Genomic DNA, 16,216 nt, shown 5'->3' on the forward strand with positions numbered 1-16,216 from the left:
TTTCTCCAACAATTCTTCTTTATTTTTCCAACAAATCCTTTAAGAAGTCGTCCAACTCCTTATCCAACCCTTTCAGCAATTCATCATTCACCAGTATGGTATCGTCGTCAATCAACAGCAATTCTGCTACGGTTTCTTTCTCTTCATCTACCAAAACGAAAGAATAAGGTTTCAGAATAGTCACTTTGTCGAAATCTCCGGCATCCTTCATTCTGCAAAGAATGTTGCGAAGAGAAGGTTCCACGTTTTCAAGGAAATCATCCCCTTCATAAGTAGCCCATTCTTCGATCATGATGTTTGCCAGTTCTTCATCATCATCGTTGTAAATATTAAGTTGTCCCGATGCCTGATCCGGTTGGAGATGGATATCGGTTACAACTGTTTGTTCACAGCTACATACATATTTAGCGACTGCCTTTTGGATAGCCGATTCGATAATAGATAATGATTGTTGGCTCAATTTCATGGGTTCCTTCTTTTTATAAGTTCAAAGGTATAAAAAAAATAAGATTTGATACACAATTTCCTTAAAAATCATCATTAAATCGGCTCATTTGCAATTTTAACTTGGGTAATTGAGCATTTCTCTCCTTTAGTTCAGCTAAATACAAAGTAGTAAGATAATAATTCGGCACATCATCAATGGTAGCTTGAGAGCTATCTGTGATGTTCTTTTTATCTATTTTTTTAGCTAGTTGTTGTGCCTTTTCTGCCCATTCTTCTGCTTTAGCCAAACTATCTTTCATTTCGTAGTAAACAGCAATGTTGAGAGCTGCCCGCATTTTTTTCTTTTGGTTCTTGGTACCTTCGAAAGCCTGACGCCAAAGTTCGTATGCGTCGTCCCATGAATTTTCGCGTACATAAATGGCAGCGTCACGCATAGGAACCGAACCACCAGTATAAAGATACCGTGTTCCTTTTTTCCAAATAGGGACAATATTTTTCACCGGAACCGTTCCTGCGAATGCTGCCGCTTCTTCCAGCATCTGCTTGTCGGGAATCATGCGAGTGGCGGCTTCTATGGCTGTACCTCCAAACTCTTCCCAAAAAATGCTATCATTAGGATGGAGCGTAGTCATCGGTCTGCTGCGTTCGGGAAGATAAACTTTCACCGTGGGATAAACTTTCACGTCTACTGCTCCTTGAAAGCAGTTGAACTCATCCAGATAACGGACAGTCTTTGTTGCTTTGAGTTGCAGGTTTTCCAGTGCAATAATAAAGTCCACTCCCAGGTTAGAAGTCAGTTGACGCACTTCCTCCTGGCTCAATGTACTTTCGCGGGCCAGTTTATCATTGGCGCGTAAGGCAGAATCACAGATAACCACCTCATCGAAGTAGTTCTGCTGTGCTATTTCTTCTGCCAGTGATTCAGTGGCTGTCTTAGGATCTCCATTGGCATAAGCTGTTGCACGACTTATCAATGGTGTACCTTCTTTAATTTTTTCAGTCTCTGTTATCAGTTTATTATCCGGGGCGTCGCTGGTGTTATTCACAATAGCTACTTTCCGGAGTTGCGGAGGAAAGCTCAAGTCGGCAGGTTGCAGATAATCAATGGGGATCTGTTCCAGACTCTGACAGCTACCCAGAGTCAGCAGGAATAAAACGATGAAAACCAGTGAATAAGATTTTGCCATAGTTTTGTTCTATTTAGTAATTTGAACAAAAGTACAACTTTGGAAGAATAAAAGAAAGTCTCAAACAGTTTTTAACCGTTTGAGACTTTCTTTTATAAGTTGAATATAGAGAGACTATGCCATAAAGCACATTACCCTACAATTTCCAACCTTTAATTTTTAATTATTAATTAATCAAAGGTTCTTTCCGTGGCAGTTTTTATACTTTTTCCCGCTTCCGCATGGACAAGGATCGTTACGACCTACTGTCTTCTCTGCACGAATCGGTTCACGTTTCTGCTGTTCACGAGTATCCTGACTTGCAGCAGCCTGCTGGTTCGGATCACTCAAATTTTCTTTGTTTTCGCGATACTTGCTCATATCCTGGCGTTGTTCAGGAGCAGCCTGACGCACTTCTACACGGCGTGCAGCTGATTCATCCGGAGCTTCCTGTACAGGAATTTGTCCACGCATCAAAATAGATATAGTCTGGTTATTGATCTTGTTCACCATAGCGTCAAACAAAGTCACAGATTCCAGTTTATAAATCAATAGCGGGTCTTTCTGCTCGTAGCTTGCATTCTGTACGGAATGTTTCAGTTCGTCCAGTTCGCGCAAGTTTTCTTTCCATGCTTCGTCGATTACGTGGAGCAAGATTGATTTCTCGAACGACTTCACCACTTCTTTAGATTCCGATTCGTAAGCCGCTTTCAGGTTACAAGAGATATTATACATCCGTTTACCGTCTGTAATAGGAATCAGGATGTTTTCGTACATGTGTCCCTGGTTTTCATATACCTGTTTGATAACCGGGTTAGCGATCTGTGCCAGACGTTCAGTTTTGCGTTTGAAGTTATCCATCGCAATGTTGAAAGTCTTTTCGGCCAACTTTTCTTTTTTCTCGTTACGGAATTCTTCTTCAGTGAACGGAGTTTCCATTGCTAATGTCTGAAGCAGTTCCATTTGGCAGCCTTCATAATCATTGTTTTCGATAGCATTGGCACAACGGTCCCAGATCATGTTCACGATGTCCATACCGATACGTTCACCCATCAAAGCGTGGCGACGTTTGGTGTAAACCACTGTACGTTGCTTGTTCATTACGTCGTCATATTCCAACAGACGTTTACGAATACCGAAGTTGTTTTCTTCCACTTTCTTCTGTGCACGTTCGATGGAGTTGGAAATCATCTTGTGTTCGATCATTTCGCCTTCCTGGAAACCGAGCTTGTCCATTACACTGGCAATACGGTCAGAAGAGAACAGACGCATCAAATCGTCTTCCAGTGATACGAAGAATACAGAAGAACCCGGGTCACCCTGACGTCCTGCACGACCACGCAACTGGCGGTCTACACGACGGGATTCGTGACGTTCCGTACCGATAATTGCCAAACCGCCCGCAGCCTTCACTTCCGGACTTAACTTGATGTCGGTACCACGACCAGCCATATTGGTAGCAATGGTTACTGTTCCGCTTAAACCGGCGGTAGCAACGATGTCCGCTTCTTTCTGGTGCAGTTTGGCGTTCAATACCTTGTGCTCAATCTTACGCATGGTAAGCATCTTGCTCAACATTTCGGAGATTTCTACCGAAGTAGTACCCACCAATACCGGACGTCCTGCTTGAACCAATTTTTCGATTTCCTCGATAACAGCTTTATACTTTTCGCGTTTCGTCTTGTAAACGCGGTCGTTCATATCCTTTCTTGCAATCGGACGGTTGGTCGGGATCACGACTACGTCCAATTTGTAGATATCCCAAAGTTCGCCTGCTTCCGTTTCAGCAGTACCGGTCATACCGGACAGTTTGTGATACATACGGAAGTAGTTTTGCAAAGTAATTGTTGCAAAGGTCTGCGTAGCAGCTTCCACTTTCACACGTTCCTTGGCTTCGATAGCCTGGTGCAATCCGTCAGAGTAGCGGCGACCTTCCATGATACGGCCTGTCTGCTCGTCTACGATCTTCACCTGTCCGTCGATCACTACATATTCATCATCTTTCTCGAACATGGTGTAAGCCTTCAACAGCTGGTTGATGGTGTGTACACGTTCCGATTTGATGGCATAGTTTGTCAGAAGTTCATCTTTCTTTTCAAGCAGTTGTTCGTTGGTCAGATTCAGGTTTTCCAATTCCGAAAGTTGTCCGGCGATGTCCGGAAGCACGAATAATGTCGGGTCTTCAGAGTTACCGGTAATCAGGTCTACACCCTTATCTGTCAGGTCTACGCTATTCAGTTTTTCGTCAATTACGAAGTACAGCGGATCAGTCACTTCATGCATACGCTTGTTGTTCTGTTCCATGTAGATCTCTTCCGTCTTGAGCATACCTGCCTTGATACCCTGTTCACTAAGGAACTTAATCAAAGCCTTGTTTTTCGGCAATGCCTTGTGGCTGCGGTATAAAGCGAGGAATCCTTCTTCCACCTCTTTCTTATCGTTGGATGCGATCAGTTTTTTTGCTTCGGAAAGATATTTGGTAGCCAGTACCTTTTGTGCCTCTACCAGACGTTCCACTAGCGGACGGAGTTGCTCGAACAACTGGTCATCGCCTTTGGGTACAGGACCGGAGATAATCAACGGAGTACGTGCGTCGTCAATTAATACCGAGTCGACCTCATCGACGATGGCATAATTGTGCTGACGTTGTACAAGGTCTTTCGGGCTGATAGCCATGTTGTCACGCAGGTAGTCGAAACCGAATTCATTGTTTGTACCAAAAGTGATATCTGCCAGATATGCCTGACGACGTGCGTCGGAGTTCGGCTGATGACGGTCGATACAATCTACGCTCAAACCGTGGAACATATAAAGAGGACCCATCCATTCGGAGTCACGTTTGGCGAGGTAATCATTCACGGTAACTACGTGTACGCCGTTTCCGGTCAATGCGTTGAGGAATACCGGGAGTGTAGCTACCAATGTTTTACCTTCACCGGTTGCCATTTCCGCAATCTTACCTTTATGCAGAACGACACCACCAAAGAGCTGTACATCGTAGTGAACCATGTTCCACAATGTGTCGTTACCACCGGCTACCCAGTGATTCTGATAGATGGCCTTGTCGCCTTCGATGCGTACGAAATCTTTTGTAGCAGCCAGTTGACGGTCGAAGTCGGTAGCCGTTACGACGATTTCTTCATTTTCTGTAAAACGTTTGGCAGTAGCCTTTACGATAGAAAAAGCAACAGGCAGTACTTCGTCCAGTGCTTTTTCATATTTTTCCAGAATTTCTTTTTCTGTCTTATCGATTTGTGCGAAGACTTCTTCGCGGTCTTCCAGTTCGAGAGTTTCAATGCTTGCCTTCAACTCTTCCACCTTCGCACGTTCAGCAGTAGCCGATTCATGGATATATTTTTTGAGTTCTTCCGTTTTGGCACGGAGGGCGTCGTTGTCTAGTTTTTCAATCTCCGGGTAAGCAGCTTTGATCTTTTCCACCCAGGGCTTGATTTCTTTCATGTCTCGTGTGGATTTGTTTCCGAAAACCGAGCTTAAAAATTCATTAAATCCCATGTTATATTATTTAGTTTATTATTTATCTTTTTCTTATTGCAGGCCACATTCATCCGGATAGATTTTCTCATTCCGCACACAGATTCAAGAAAGAAATCTGTGTGAATCGATCGATTATGTGACGAATAATCTCCGCAAAGTTACATTAAAATGCTGATTTATTTATGTTTTGCTCCCTGTTTTTGTGAGTAAATTTTTACCGCAGGTCGGTAATAGGAGCAGAAGTACAGGCGTTGGGAGCCCGGATACGCATAAAATGTGCCAGTGTAGGCGCAATATGGTCAATGGTTACAGGTGTCTGGATAATGGCCGGTTTCACGGAATGTCCCATGAAAATCAGCGGTGAGGGAATATAGGAATGACGTACCACTTTATTGTCTCCGCCGTTCTCGTTGACGATAGTCCATCCGGGGAGGACGTCGATTACGAGGTCACCCGAACGTTTGCGGTGGTAGCCGTTACGTATTTTGTAGATTTCCGGAGTCCATGAACCCAATAATAGCCGGTTAGCCGAATAGGCTTCGTTCACTCCGCTGAACTGCATCAGGAATTCTGCTGACTTTTGTTGGATCTCTGCCAGATTCAGTTCTTTCTTTTCCAATAACTTATGATTCAGGTAAATCTGTTGGTTATGGTGAGCTTCCACATACTTTCCTTCGCCATACGTAGCCATCAGGTACATATTCAATAGAGCCGCACAACGGTTGAGATAAAACTCTCCGCCGGGAACCTTGTACAATCCCGAATCAGGCGATTCGCTGTCTATATATCCGGTGGAAGTGACGAAAATAAGCACATTTTGCAGTCCTACTTTCTTATCAAGAACTTCGAGCAGGTCGGCAATGCTGCGGTCAAGACGCACGTAGGTGTCTTGTATTTCCATGGCACATTCCTGTACGGATTTGTGCGCATAGTTCCCAGCATAGTAAGTGAGTGCCAATAAGTCAGTAATGTCATCCATGCCGATGGAGCTTTTGTTCAATGCTTCTTCGGCAAGCGCATTCACTTCATCATTCACAAAAGGGCTGGCGATGAAGCGGCGGTATTTATTACTGCGGTCATCATCAAATTTATATTTGAAGAGCATATCCCGCCAATCTGGCAGGAAAGTGTACATGCCCCGGGGAAATATGGGTTCCCATGTCATACCGGCAATACGGAAATCGATCGCTTGACGGTCGTTATATTGGCTTGCCCACCACGGAAACTCTCCATAATAGGTGGTTCCACTCCATTTTCCGGTGTTGGGATTGAGCCAGAAAGCAGCGTTTCCGGCATGTCCGGCTGCAAAAAGTGCGGCATCGCAATCAGGTGCAATGGCATATACGAGTCCTTTGCCTTGTGTCGCTATTTTCAGCTCGTCGGCAATGGTTGAAGTCAGTAGTTTGGTGGGGGCGACAGTCTGGTCGGTGTAATACCCCATAAATGCCGTGTCGTCTGTGCTGTTGACGGGGCGAAGGGTAGAGGCATCCATCCAGCGTTGAGAAATAATTCCGTTCATGGAAGGCGTCGTACCGCTATAAATAGCCGCTATGGCAGAAGCGCGATCTATACCGCAGAAGGTATATTCGGCGTTATGGAACACTCTTCCCTCTTTCCAAAGACGTTTGAAGCCTTTCTCGCCGTAGAGTGACGAAAATGCTTCCAGATAGTCCGTACGTAATTGGTCAATCGTCAGCCCTACCACTAATTTAGGGGCGGCAGGCAGTGACTGGGCTTGTAGCCCGGTGAAAGTCAGTACGGTGATGAGGGAAGTTAGTAGTCCTTTCATTATTTCTTTTTAGATGTCACAATCAGATTGCTCGCTGAACGTATCAGCAAAACGAGTGCCAAAGGTACAACAGCAAAGTCAAATCTTTGCGGAATTACAGGAAAAAGCACTATAAAAAGTGTTAAAACTGCCAGATTCAGGGTTAAATACCAACATTTCTTCCCTTTTCGGACACAATATATAATGTATGGCAAGAAAAGAAGTTGTCCCGGATGGAATACCAATAATAGGAAATTGGAGCTGACTGCCGGGTGTTGGGAGAAGAGCGCGAGAAATGCAAGGACACATCCCACAATACCTGCTATCCCAAAAAGGAAGAGGTCGATTCCCCATAATCCGGTTCTCCGGCGGATTCCATAGATGGTGGCGGCGGTTGTCAATATAAATAAGAGTAAGGTGCATTGAAGCGGAGTAGGCATCCAGCCGCTTTCATCCGGTTCGGGAGTGGCATCGACTACCAGCTCGTTGGCCGTTATGAGTGGACGCTGGATAGAATCGCTTTTAATTTGTGCACCGTCGAAAGCATCCATCAGGTAGAAAGGGGCAAACATCATCTGACGTTGTGTGATGGGCTGGTCGGCTTCACTTCCGATACAGAGATCAATGCCGAAACGTGCCCATGGATGTCCTTTGCAATACTGATGTACAATGTCGCGGAAAGTGAGGGAGCCATCCTGTGGTTCTGCGGGATAAATCACTTTTCCTGCAATGCTTTCTTCTATCTTGTCCCGGGGGCGGGTAGCACAATTGTCGTAAAAGAAATTATAACGGTATACCCGGTTTTCCGGACGATAATTTTCTTGTAATAACCGGATTAGTTCTGTCTTTTCTTCATCGGTCAGATTCAGCGTTTGCTGCCATACGCTGCGTCCGAAAAATGCGTATTCAGCTGCAAAACGTTCATAATCCGTTGCTCCCAGTTGGTAGTCTGTTTCTCCGAGCGAGAAGCGGAAGATGAAGTTGGGAGTGTTGAAACTGAACAGTCCGTAGTTGAATACAATGTCAATCCCTTGTGAAGGATTTTCGTAACGGATGGCAGTGTGTCCGAATAGGGAATATATTTCCTCTCCGGGGGCACAAGTCAACAGGCTCAAACGGATGGAGTCGTTGTTGTTGGCAGATGCTTGTCCGGTGGGCAGAAGCAACAGGAAGAAGGAGAGGATGATGTATGAGAAAAACCGTTTCATTAGCTGGTTCGTTTTATTTCGGTGGCAAATATAGAAAGAATAGTTGGATTCGGGAAAACGGAGCCTCTATTTTATCAGAACAGAGGCTCTAATTGGGGTAAACAGAGGCTCTGTTTAGGTGAAATAGAGCCTCTGTTCGGGCGTCAAATCTTTGCGAAATACCGGACACCCTAGTGGACACCCCTGATGGTTGTGTAATGGGCTGTTACTTATGCGGTTATAACGCCTGGAAAAAAGAGGGCGGACACCCTAACGAGCATATATAAATAATAAATATTAATAATCTATATAAATATAGTTCGCTCAACACACTTTTTCTGTGTTCTGTGAATGGAAAAATAAAGATAATTCTCTCTCGATGCTTCAATTTCTCTTTTTTTGCCTTACCTTTGCGCTCGCTAAAGATGAAAATGCATTGAATTTAATTATCGACATAGGAAATACGATGGCAAAGGTGGCTCTCTTCAATGGCGGAGAGATGGTGGAGGTATTAACCGAATCCAATCAGTCGCTGGATTGTTTGAAAGCACTTTGTTCCAAGTATCCGGTTGAGCAGGGGATTGTGGCTACTGTCATAGATTTAAGCGAACGGATACTAGCCGATTTGGCAGCTTTGCCGTTCCCATTGTTGTGGCTCAATCATCAGACTCCGCTTCCGGTTGTCAATCTGTACGAAACTCCTGAAACATTGGGGTACGATCGTATGGCTGCCGCAGTTGGTGCTAATGAGCAATTCCCTCATCGGGATGTGTTGGTTATTGATGCCGGAACTTGCATCACTTATGAATTTATCGACTCAAAAGGTCAGTATCATGGTGGTAATATTTCTCCCGGTATGCAGATGCGTTTTAAAGCACTTCATCAGTTTACGGGGCGTTTGCCTCTGGTGGACACCAATGGGCGCAAACTCCCGATGGGACGGGACACCGAAACGGCTATACGTGCCGGAGTGATGAAAGGGATGGAATACGAAATTTCAGGTTATATTGAGTCTATGAAGCATAAATATCCTGAACTTTTGGTTTTTTTAACGGGCGGAGATGAATTTTCTTTTGATAGCAGCGTAAAAAGTATCATCTTTGCAGATAGATTTTTAGTGTTGAAAGGATTAAATAGAATTTTAAACTATAATAATGGTAGGATTTAAACACACACTTTGTGCGCTTTTGCTCACGATGGTTACCGGAATGGCAATCGCTCAAAATAATACAAACTCTCCTTATACACGATATGGCTATGGCGACTTGTCCGATCAGAGTTTCGGTAACAGCAAGGCGATGGGGGGAATTGCTTTTGGACTTCGGGATGGAGCACAGATCAATCCACTGAATCCTGCTTCGTATACAGCCATTGACTCATTGACATTCCTCTTTGAAGGAGGTGTCAGTCTGCAAAACATGAACATTAGCGGTGGCGGTGTGAAACTGAACGCTAAAAATTCCAGCTTTGACTATCTGGCTATGCAATTTCGTTTGCATCCAAAGGTAGCGATGAGTATCGGATTATTGCCGTTCTCTAATGTGGGATATAGTGTATCGGAAAGTCATGAAGCTACAGAATCTTCTCCGTATAGTACGAAAACTCTTACGGGTGAGGGTGGCTTACATCAGTTATATGTTGGTGCAGGCGTAAAAGTCTTGAAAAATTTGTCAGTTGGTGTGAATGCTTCTTATTTTTGGGGAGATATAACTCGCTCGCTGACGCAGCTTTATCCGAATAACACTTCTGCATATTCTTATATTAGACAGAATGTTGTGTCGGTGTCGGATTATAAGTTGGATTTTGGATTGCAATATACGCAAGAGCTTAGTAAGAAACATTCAGTCACTGTCGGTGCTGTATATTCTCCAAAGCATAAATTGAATAACGATTATACAGTAACGACGCAGGCCAGCTCGACTGTTAGCACGAATTGGGATGCTACGTTCGAAGTGCCTAATACATTTGGTCTCGGATTTACATATAACTATGATAAACGCTTGACTGTTGGTGCAGACTATAGTTTGCAACAATGGTCGAAAACAAAATTTGGTATAAATACATCGGATGACGCTGTGCGTGAGGATTTTAATGAAACATATACGTATTGCGATCGTCATAAAATATCAGTGGGTGCGGAATACATTCCTAATTTGATGGGACGTTCCTATTTATCCCATATTAAATACCGTCTGGGAGCTTATTATACGACTCCGTATTATAAGATCGGCGGCAAAGAGGCTACCCGTGAATATGGCGTAACTGCCGGTTTCGGTCTGCCTGTGCCTCGTTCCCGTTCCATTCTTAGCATCAGCGGACAATTTGTCCGTATCAGTGGACAGGAATCGGCTTTTGTAAATGAAAACATCTTCCGCGTGAGCATCGGATTGACGTTCAACGAACGTTGGTTCTTCAAACGCAGAGTGGAGTAATGAGATGAATGTAAGAAAGAATAGACGACTATATAATAACAACTAAAATTTAGATACAATGAAAATTAAAACGCTTGTGGCTATGTTGCTTCTTTCGGCAGGAGCAACCACTGTGGTAGCACAGGATGCGTCTAACTGTAACTCGAACAGTAGTATCTCGCATGAAGCTGTGCGTGCTGGTAATTTTAAAGATGCGTATACTCCTTGGAAAGCTGTGTTGGAAAACTGTCCGACGCTTCGTTTCTATACCTTTACTGACGGATATAAGATTCTGAAAGGCTTGATGGGACAAATCAAGGATCGGAATAATGCAGATTATCAGAAATATTTTAATGAACTGATGAATACGCATGACTTGCGTATTAAATACACAGATGAGTTTCTAGCTAAAGGTACAAAAGTGTCTTCTGCCGACGAAGCTCTGGGTATCAAAGCAGTAGATTATATCGCTTTTGCTCCGAAGATTGATGTGAACCAGGCTTATCAATGGTTGAGTCAGTCTGTAAATGCAGTGAAAGGCGAATCGGCAGGTGCGACTATCTTCTATTTCCTGCAAATGTCTTTGGATAAACTGAAAACGGATCCGAATCATAAAGAACAGTTCATTCAGGACTATCTGGCTGCTTCTGAATATGTAGACGCTGCTATTGCTGCTGAAGCCAGCGAAGCAAAGAAGAAACCTTTGCTGGGTATCAAGGATAACTTAGTGGCTTTGTTTGTAAACAGTGGAACAGCTGATTGCGAATCACTGCAAAACATCTATGGACCGAAAGTAGAAGCTAACCAAACTGACTTGGCTTACTTGAAGAAAGTTATAGACATCATGAAAATGATGAAATGTACTGAAAGCGAAGCTTATTTGCAAGCATCTTACTATGCTTACAAGATGGAACCGACAGCAGAAGCTGCTACCGGATGTGCTTATCAGGCATTTAAGAAAGGTGATATTGACGGTGCTGTGAAATTCTTTGACGAAGCAGTGAACCTGGAAACAGACAATGTGAAGAAAGCTGAAAAAGCATACGCTGCCGCAGCAGTATTGGCTTCTGCCAAAAAGCTGTCTCAAGCAAGAGCATATTGCCAGAAAGCAATTGGTTTTAACGAAAACTACGGTGCTCCATACATCCTGATTGCTAATCTTTATGCAATGAGTCCCAACTGGAGCGACGAACCTGCTTTGAACAAATGTACTTACTTTGCAGTGATTGACAAACTGCAACGTGCAAAACAAGTGGATCCGAGCGTAGCTGAAGAAGCTAACAAATTGATCGGTAGATATTCTGGTCATACTCCGCAAGCTAAAGACCTATTTATGTTAGGTTACAAGCAAGGCGACCGCATCACTATCGGCGGTTGGATAGGAGAGACTACAACGATTAGATAAATGTATGTTGCGAAAACGAAGAAACCGTTTATTGCATAAAAGCATGAGCATAACAATTACCTCCGGGGTGATTGTTATGCTTCTTTTATTATCTTCCTGTGGCGGAAAGAAGAAAGCTATGGGTGAGGCTATCACGGAACGTGATTCCCTTCCGATGATGACAACATTGGGAGTCACCACCCTTATCTCCGATTCCGGAGTGACACGCTACAGAGTGAATACGGAAGAATGGTCGGTGTACGACCGTAAGAAACCATCCTATTGGGCCTTTGAGAAGGGCGTATATCTGGAACAGTTCGACTCTATCTTTCATATAGAAGCCAGTATCAAAGCGGATACTGCCTACTATTATGACAAAGAAAGGCTTTGGAAGCTGATAGGGAACGTAGATATACAGAACCGGAAAGGAGAGCGTTTTAATACGGAACTGCTGTACTGGAACGAAGCTACCCAAAAGGTATATTCCGACAAGTTTATACGTATTCAACAACCGGACAGAATTATTACAGGGCATGGATTCGACTCGAACCAGCAAATGACCATATATACCATCCATAATATCGAAGGTATTTTCTATGTGGATGAGGAAGCAGGTGGTCCGCCCCAACCGGAAACAAAAGCGCTGCCGGATTCAGTGCGAAAAGATTCTGTGAAATAAACTATGAATATTTATATCTCTCTAATTATCACCATGGTCTTCTCCGCTTTCTTTTCAGGAGTGGAGATTGCCTTTGTGTCGGTAGACAAACTGCGTTTTGAGATGGAACGCAAGGGGGGAATTACGTCCCGCATCCTTTCTATCTTCTTCAAGAACCCGAATGAATTTATCTCTACCATGCTGGTGGGGAATAATATCGCACTAGTCATCTATGGTATTCTGATGGCACAGATTATTGGCGATAATCTGCTGGCGGGATTCATTGACAATCATTTCCTGATGGTGTTGGCGCAGACCGTTATTTCTACCCTGATTATTCTGGTGACCGGAGAGTTTTTGCCGAAAACAATCTTCAAAATCAATCCCAATCTGGTCTTGAATGTTTTTGCCATTCCGCTTATTGTTTGTTATGTGGTTCTCTATCCCATCTCCAAATTAGCCTCCGGCTTGTCTTGTATCTTCCTTCGCCTCTTTGGAATGAAGGTTAATAAGGATGCGTCCGATAGAGCTTTTGGAAAAGTAGACCTGGACTATTTCGTACAAAGCAGCATTGATAATGCCGAAAATGAAGAAGAGCTGGACACGGAAGTGAAAATCTTCCAGAACGCCCTCGACTTCTCGAACATAAAAATCCGCGACTGCATCGTTCCCCGTACCGAAGTGGTGGCTGTTGATCTGACTACCTCGCTGGACGAGCTGAAAAGCCGCTTCATAGAATCCGGAATCTCCAAGATAATCGTGTATGACGGGAATATCGACAATGTAGTCGGTTATATCCATTCGTCGGAAATGTTCCGTGCCCCGAAAAACTGGCATGAGAATGTGAAACAAGTGCCGATTGTGCCCGAAACGATGTCCGCTCATAAACTGATGAAACTCTTCATGCAGCAAAAGAAAACGATTGCCGTAGTGGTGGATGAATTTGGCGGTACGTCCGGCATCGTGTCTCTGGAAGACCTCGTTGAAGAAATCTTTGGAGATATAGAAGACGAACATGATAACACTTCCTATATCAGCAAGCAGATCGACGAACGCGAGTATGTGTTGTCCGCCCGCCTGGAAATAGAAAAAGTCAATGAGACGTACGGACTCGACTTGCCCGAGTCGGATGATTATCTGACAGTAGGAGGGTTGATCCTGAACCAATATCAGAGCTTCCCGAAGTTGCATGAAGTGGTCCGGGTAGGACGTTATCAATTCAAGATAATTAAGGTCACAGCGACAAAAATAGAACTCGTGCGATTAAAAGTCTTGGAATAATGACGATAATCAAGAAATTTTTAGCCAATAAATAGATGCATATTAGCATTTTTTGTATCTTCGTGCGCTAAAACGACAAAAGAAAGAAATAATAATAAACATAAATCGTATTAATCAAAATGGCAACGTTACAAAACATTAGGTCGAAAGGACCTCTATTGGTGATTGTTATCGGCTTGGCGCTGTTTGCTTTCATTGCGGGTGACGCATGGAAGGTGATGCAGCCGCATCAGGCACATGACGTAGGTGAGGTGAACGGAGACGCTCTTTCCGCTCAAGAGTATCAGAATTTGGTAGAAGAATATACCGAAGTGGTGAAACTCATGCGTGGGGTGACCGCCTTGAATGACGAACAAACCAATCAGGTGCGCGATGAAGTATGGCGTTCCTACGTAAACAATAAACTGATCGAAAAAGAAGCAAAAGCACTGGGACTGACTGTTTCTGCTGCTGAAATCCAGGACATCCTGAAAGCAGGCGTTCATCCTTTGTTGAGACAAACTCCTTTCCAGAATCCGCAAACAGGAAACTTCGACAAGGATATGTTGAACAAGTTCCTCGTGGAATATGCCAAGATGAGCGAATCACAAATGCCGGCACAGTATGCTGAACAATACAATAACATGTATAAATACTGGTCTTTCATTCAGAAAACTCTGATCGAGAGCCGTCTGGCAGAAAAGTATCAGGCATTGGTGTCTAAAGCTCTTCTTTCCAATCCGGTGGAAGCACAGGACGCTTTCGACGCAAGAGTGAACCAGTACAACGTGTTGATGGCTGGTATTCCTTACTCTTCTGTAGTGGACTCTACAATCGTAGTGAAAGAATCGGAACTGAAAGACTTGTATAACAAGAAGAAAGAACAATTCAAGCAATATCAGGAAACTCGTGACATCAAGTACATTGATGTACAAGTGACTGCAAGTGCTGAAGACAGAGCTGCTATCCAGAAAGAAGTGGACGAAGCTACTGAACAGTTGGCTACTACTACGGAAGATTATACTTCTTTCATCCGCTCGACTGGCTCGGAAGCTCCTTATGTAGGCTTGTTCTATAACAAAACAGCTTTCCCGTCAGATGTAGTTGCCCGTTTGGACTCTGCTTCGGTAGGTACTATTTATGGCCCTTACTATAACGGTGCCGACAATACAATCAACTCTTTCAAAATTGTAGCTAAAGCTGCTGCTGCCGACTCTGTCGAATTCCGTCAGATTCAGGTATACGCAGAAGATGCTGTGAAGACAAAGACATTGGCTGACAGTATCTACAACGCGATCAAAGGTGGCGCTAACTTTGCTGATCTGGCAAAGAAATATGGTCAGACTGGTGATGCAAACTGGCTAACTTCTGCACAGTACGAAGGTGCACAGATAGACGGTGATAACCTGAAATTCATCTCTGCTATCAACAATACAGGTGTGAACGAATTGGTAAACTTGCCGATGGGACAAGCAAACGTAATTCTTCAGGTAACGAACAAGAAATCTGTAAAAGACAAATATAAAGTAGCTGTTATCAAACGTGAAGTAGAGTTCAGCAAAGAAACTTACAACCGTGCTTATAATGATTTCAGCCAGTTTATCGCAGCTAATCCGAGTGTAGAAAAGATGGTAGCTAACGCTGAAGAAGCCGGTTACAGATTGCTCGACAGAATGGATTTGAGCAGCTCTGAACACAATATCGGTGGTGTAAGAGGTACAAAAGAAGCGTTGAGATGGGCGTTTGATAAAGCAAAACCGGGTGATGTTTCCGGCTTGTACGAATGTGGCGAAAGCGATCACATGATGGTAGTAGGTCTGGTAGGCATTAAGCCGGAGGGATATCGTCCGTTGAAAGCAGTACAGGATCAGTTGAGAGCTGAAATCGTAAAAGATAAGAAAGCTGAAAAGATTATGGCTGACATGAAAGCTGCCAATGCAACTTCATTCAACCAGTACAAAGAGATGACTAATGCAGTCAGCGACTCTTTGAAGATGGTTACTTTTGCAGCTCCTGCATACGTATCAGCATTGCGCAGCAGCGAACCGCTGGTAGGTGCTTATGCTTCTGCAGCTGAAGTAAATCAGTTGAGCGCTCCTATCAAAGGTAATGCCGGAGTATTTGTATTGCAGGTATACGGCAAGGACAAACTGAACGAAACATTCGACGCAAAAGCAGAAGAAGCTACGCTGACTAACATGCACGCACGTTTTGCCAGCCGTCTGATGAATGATTTGTATCTGAAAGCAAACGTAAAAGATACACGCTTCTTGTTCTTCTAAACAAGTAGCAAGTAATAGATAGTAGGCACGGATTACACGGAATTACGCGGTTTAAACTTATGAGGGAACCGCGAAACCCGTGTAATCCGTGCCTTTTTTGTGCTCGTTTTTTTTGTTTATGGTCTTTGTTATCTGATTAAATTTCCATATCTTGCCAA

General features: G+C 43.8%; 11 protein-coding genes. 6 read left to right on the forward strand and 5 right to left on the reverse strand.

Annotated features, from left to right (window positions below):
• Positions 1-19: 19 nt before the first annotated feature.
• The 5 genes from DWZ47_RS14970 to DWZ47_RS14990 all read right to left on the reverse strand — a co-directional run bounded on the left by DWZ47_RS14970 (position 20) and on the right by DWZ47_RS14990 (position 8,084).
• Positions 20-466, reverse strand: a complete 447-nt coding sequence (locus DWZ47_RS14970) for a hypothetical protein (RefSeq protein ID WP_004301870.1) — start codon at positions 464-466, stop codon at positions 20-22.
• Positions 467-527: 61 nt separating this feature from the next.
• The gene (locus tag DWZ47_RS14975; RefSeq protein ID WP_117513686.1) at positions 528-1,634 is read right to left on the reverse strand and encodes a DUF6340 family protein; all 1,107 of its coding nucleotides are present in this window, start codon (positions 1,632-1,634) and stop codon (positions 528-530) included.
• A gap of 174 nt (positions 1,635-1,808) precedes the next feature.
• A complete protein-coding gene (gene secA / locus DWZ47_RS14980) occupies positions 1,809-5,126 on the reverse strand; it encodes a preprotein translocase subunit SecA (protein WP_004301872.1) in 3,318 nt (1,105 codons plus the stop codon).
• A gap of 196 nt (positions 5,127-5,322) precedes the next feature.
• Positions 5,323-6,897: an alkaline phosphatase family protein gene (locus tag DWZ47_RS14985; RefSeq protein ID WP_004301873.1), complete on the reverse strand. Its 1,575-nt coding sequence runs from the start codon at positions 6,895-6,897 to the stop codon at positions 5,323-5,325.
• Entirely contained in the window at positions 6,897-8,084 is a 1,188-nt protein-coding gene (locus tag DWZ47_RS14990; protein WP_004301874.1) for a DUF4105 domain-containing protein, read from the reverse strand. The genes DWZ47_RS14985 and DWZ47_RS14990 overlap by 1 nt, the downstream gene beginning before the upstream one ends.
• Positions 8,085-8,442: 358 nt before the next feature.
• Between DWZ47_RS14990 and DWZ47_RS14995 the strand changes: the two genes are divergently transcribed.
• From DWZ47_RS14995 to DWZ47_RS15020, 6 genes are all read left to right on the forward strand, one after another.
• A complete protein-coding gene (locus DWZ47_RS14995; protein WP_004301876.1) occupies positions 8,443-9,231 on the forward strand; it encodes a type III pantothenate kinase in 789 nt (262 codons plus the stop codon).
• Positions 9,218-10,495, forward strand: coding sequence for an OmpP1/FadL family transporter (locus DWZ47_RS15000; RefSeq protein WP_117513688.1), 1,278 nt, complete (start codon positions 9,218-9,220; stop codon positions 10,493-10,495). The genes DWZ47_RS14995 and DWZ47_RS15000 overlap by 14 nt, the downstream gene beginning before the upstream one ends.
• Before the next feature lie 58 nt (positions 10,496-10,553).
• A complete protein-coding gene (locus tag DWZ47_RS15005; RefSeq protein ID WP_004301878.1) occupies positions 10,554-11,879 on the forward strand; it encodes a hypothetical protein in 1,326 nt (441 codons plus the stop codon).
• Positions 11,880-11,922: 43 nt separating this feature from the next.
• The gene (gene lptC / locus DWZ47_RS15010) at positions 11,923-12,537 is read left to right on the forward strand and encodes an LPS export ABC transporter periplasmic protein LptC (protein ID WP_004301879.1); all 615 of its coding nucleotides are present in this window, start codon (positions 11,923-11,925) and stop codon (positions 12,535-12,537) included.
• A 3-nt stretch (positions 12,538-12,540) separates the two neighbouring features.
• On the forward strand, positions 12,541-13,797 hold the full coding sequence (locus tag DWZ47_RS15015) for a hemolysin family protein (RefSeq protein WP_004314044.1): 1,257 nt from the start codon (positions 12,541-12,543) through the stop codon (positions 13,795-13,797).
• A gap of 119 nt (positions 13,798-13,916) precedes the next feature.
• Entirely contained in the window at positions 13,917-16,058 is a 2,142-nt protein-coding gene (locus DWZ47_RS15020) for a peptidylprolyl isomerase (RefSeq protein WP_117513690.1), read from the forward strand.
• The last annotated feature ends 158 nt before the right edge of the window (positions 16,059-16,216 follow it).

Source organism: Bacteroides sp. AF32-8BH (assembly GCF_003435205.1).
In the GTDB taxonomy this organism is placed as follows: Bacteria; Bacteroidota; Bacteroidia; order Bacteroidales; family Bacteroidaceae; genus Bacteroides; species Bacteroides ovatus.

Excerpts from the sequence above, each read along its gene's own strand:
- DWZ47_RS14970 (WP_004301870.1), bottom strand. The coding sequence starts at position 466 with ATGAAATTGAGCCAACAATCATTATCTATTATCGAATCGGCTATCCAA.
- DWZ47_RS14975 (WP_117513686.1), bottom strand. The coding sequence starts at position 1,634 with ATGGCAAAATCTTATTCACTGGTTTTCATCGTTTTATTCCTGCTGACT.
- secA (WP_004301872.1), bottom strand. The coding sequence starts at position 5,126 with ATGGGATTTAATGAATTTTTAAGCTCGGTTTTCGGAAACAAATCCACA.
- DWZ47_RS14985 (WP_004301873.1), bottom strand. The coding sequence starts at position 6,897 with ATGAAAGGACTACTAACTTCCCTCATCACCGTACTGACTTTCACCGGG.
- DWZ47_RS14990 (WP_004301874.1), bottom strand. The coding sequence starts at position 8,084 with ATGAAACGGTTTTTCTCATACATCATCCTCTCCTTCTTCCTGTTGCTT.
- DWZ47_RS14995 (WP_004301876.1), top strand. The coding sequence starts at position 8,443 with ATGCTTCAATTTCTCTTTTTTTGCCTTACCTTTGCGCTCGCTAAAGAT.
- DWZ47_RS15000 (WP_117513688.1), top strand. The coding sequence starts at position 9,218 with ATGGTAGGATTTAAACACACACTTTGTGCGCTTTTGCTCACGATGGTT.
- DWZ47_RS15005 (WP_004301878.1), top strand. The coding sequence starts at position 10,554 with ATGAAAATTAAAACGCTTGTGGCTATGTTGCTTCTTTCGGCAGGAGCA.
- lptC (WP_004301879.1), top strand. The coding sequence starts at position 11,923 with ATGAGCATAACAATTACCTCCGGGGTGATTGTTATGCTTCTTTTATTA.
- DWZ47_RS15015 (WP_004314044.1), top strand. The coding sequence starts at position 12,541 with ATGAATATTTATATCTCTCTAATTATCACCATGGTCTTCTCCGCTTTC.
- DWZ47_RS15020 (WP_117513690.1), top strand. The coding sequence starts at position 13,917 with ATGGCAACGTTACAAAACATTAGGTCGAAAGGACCTCTATTGGTGATT.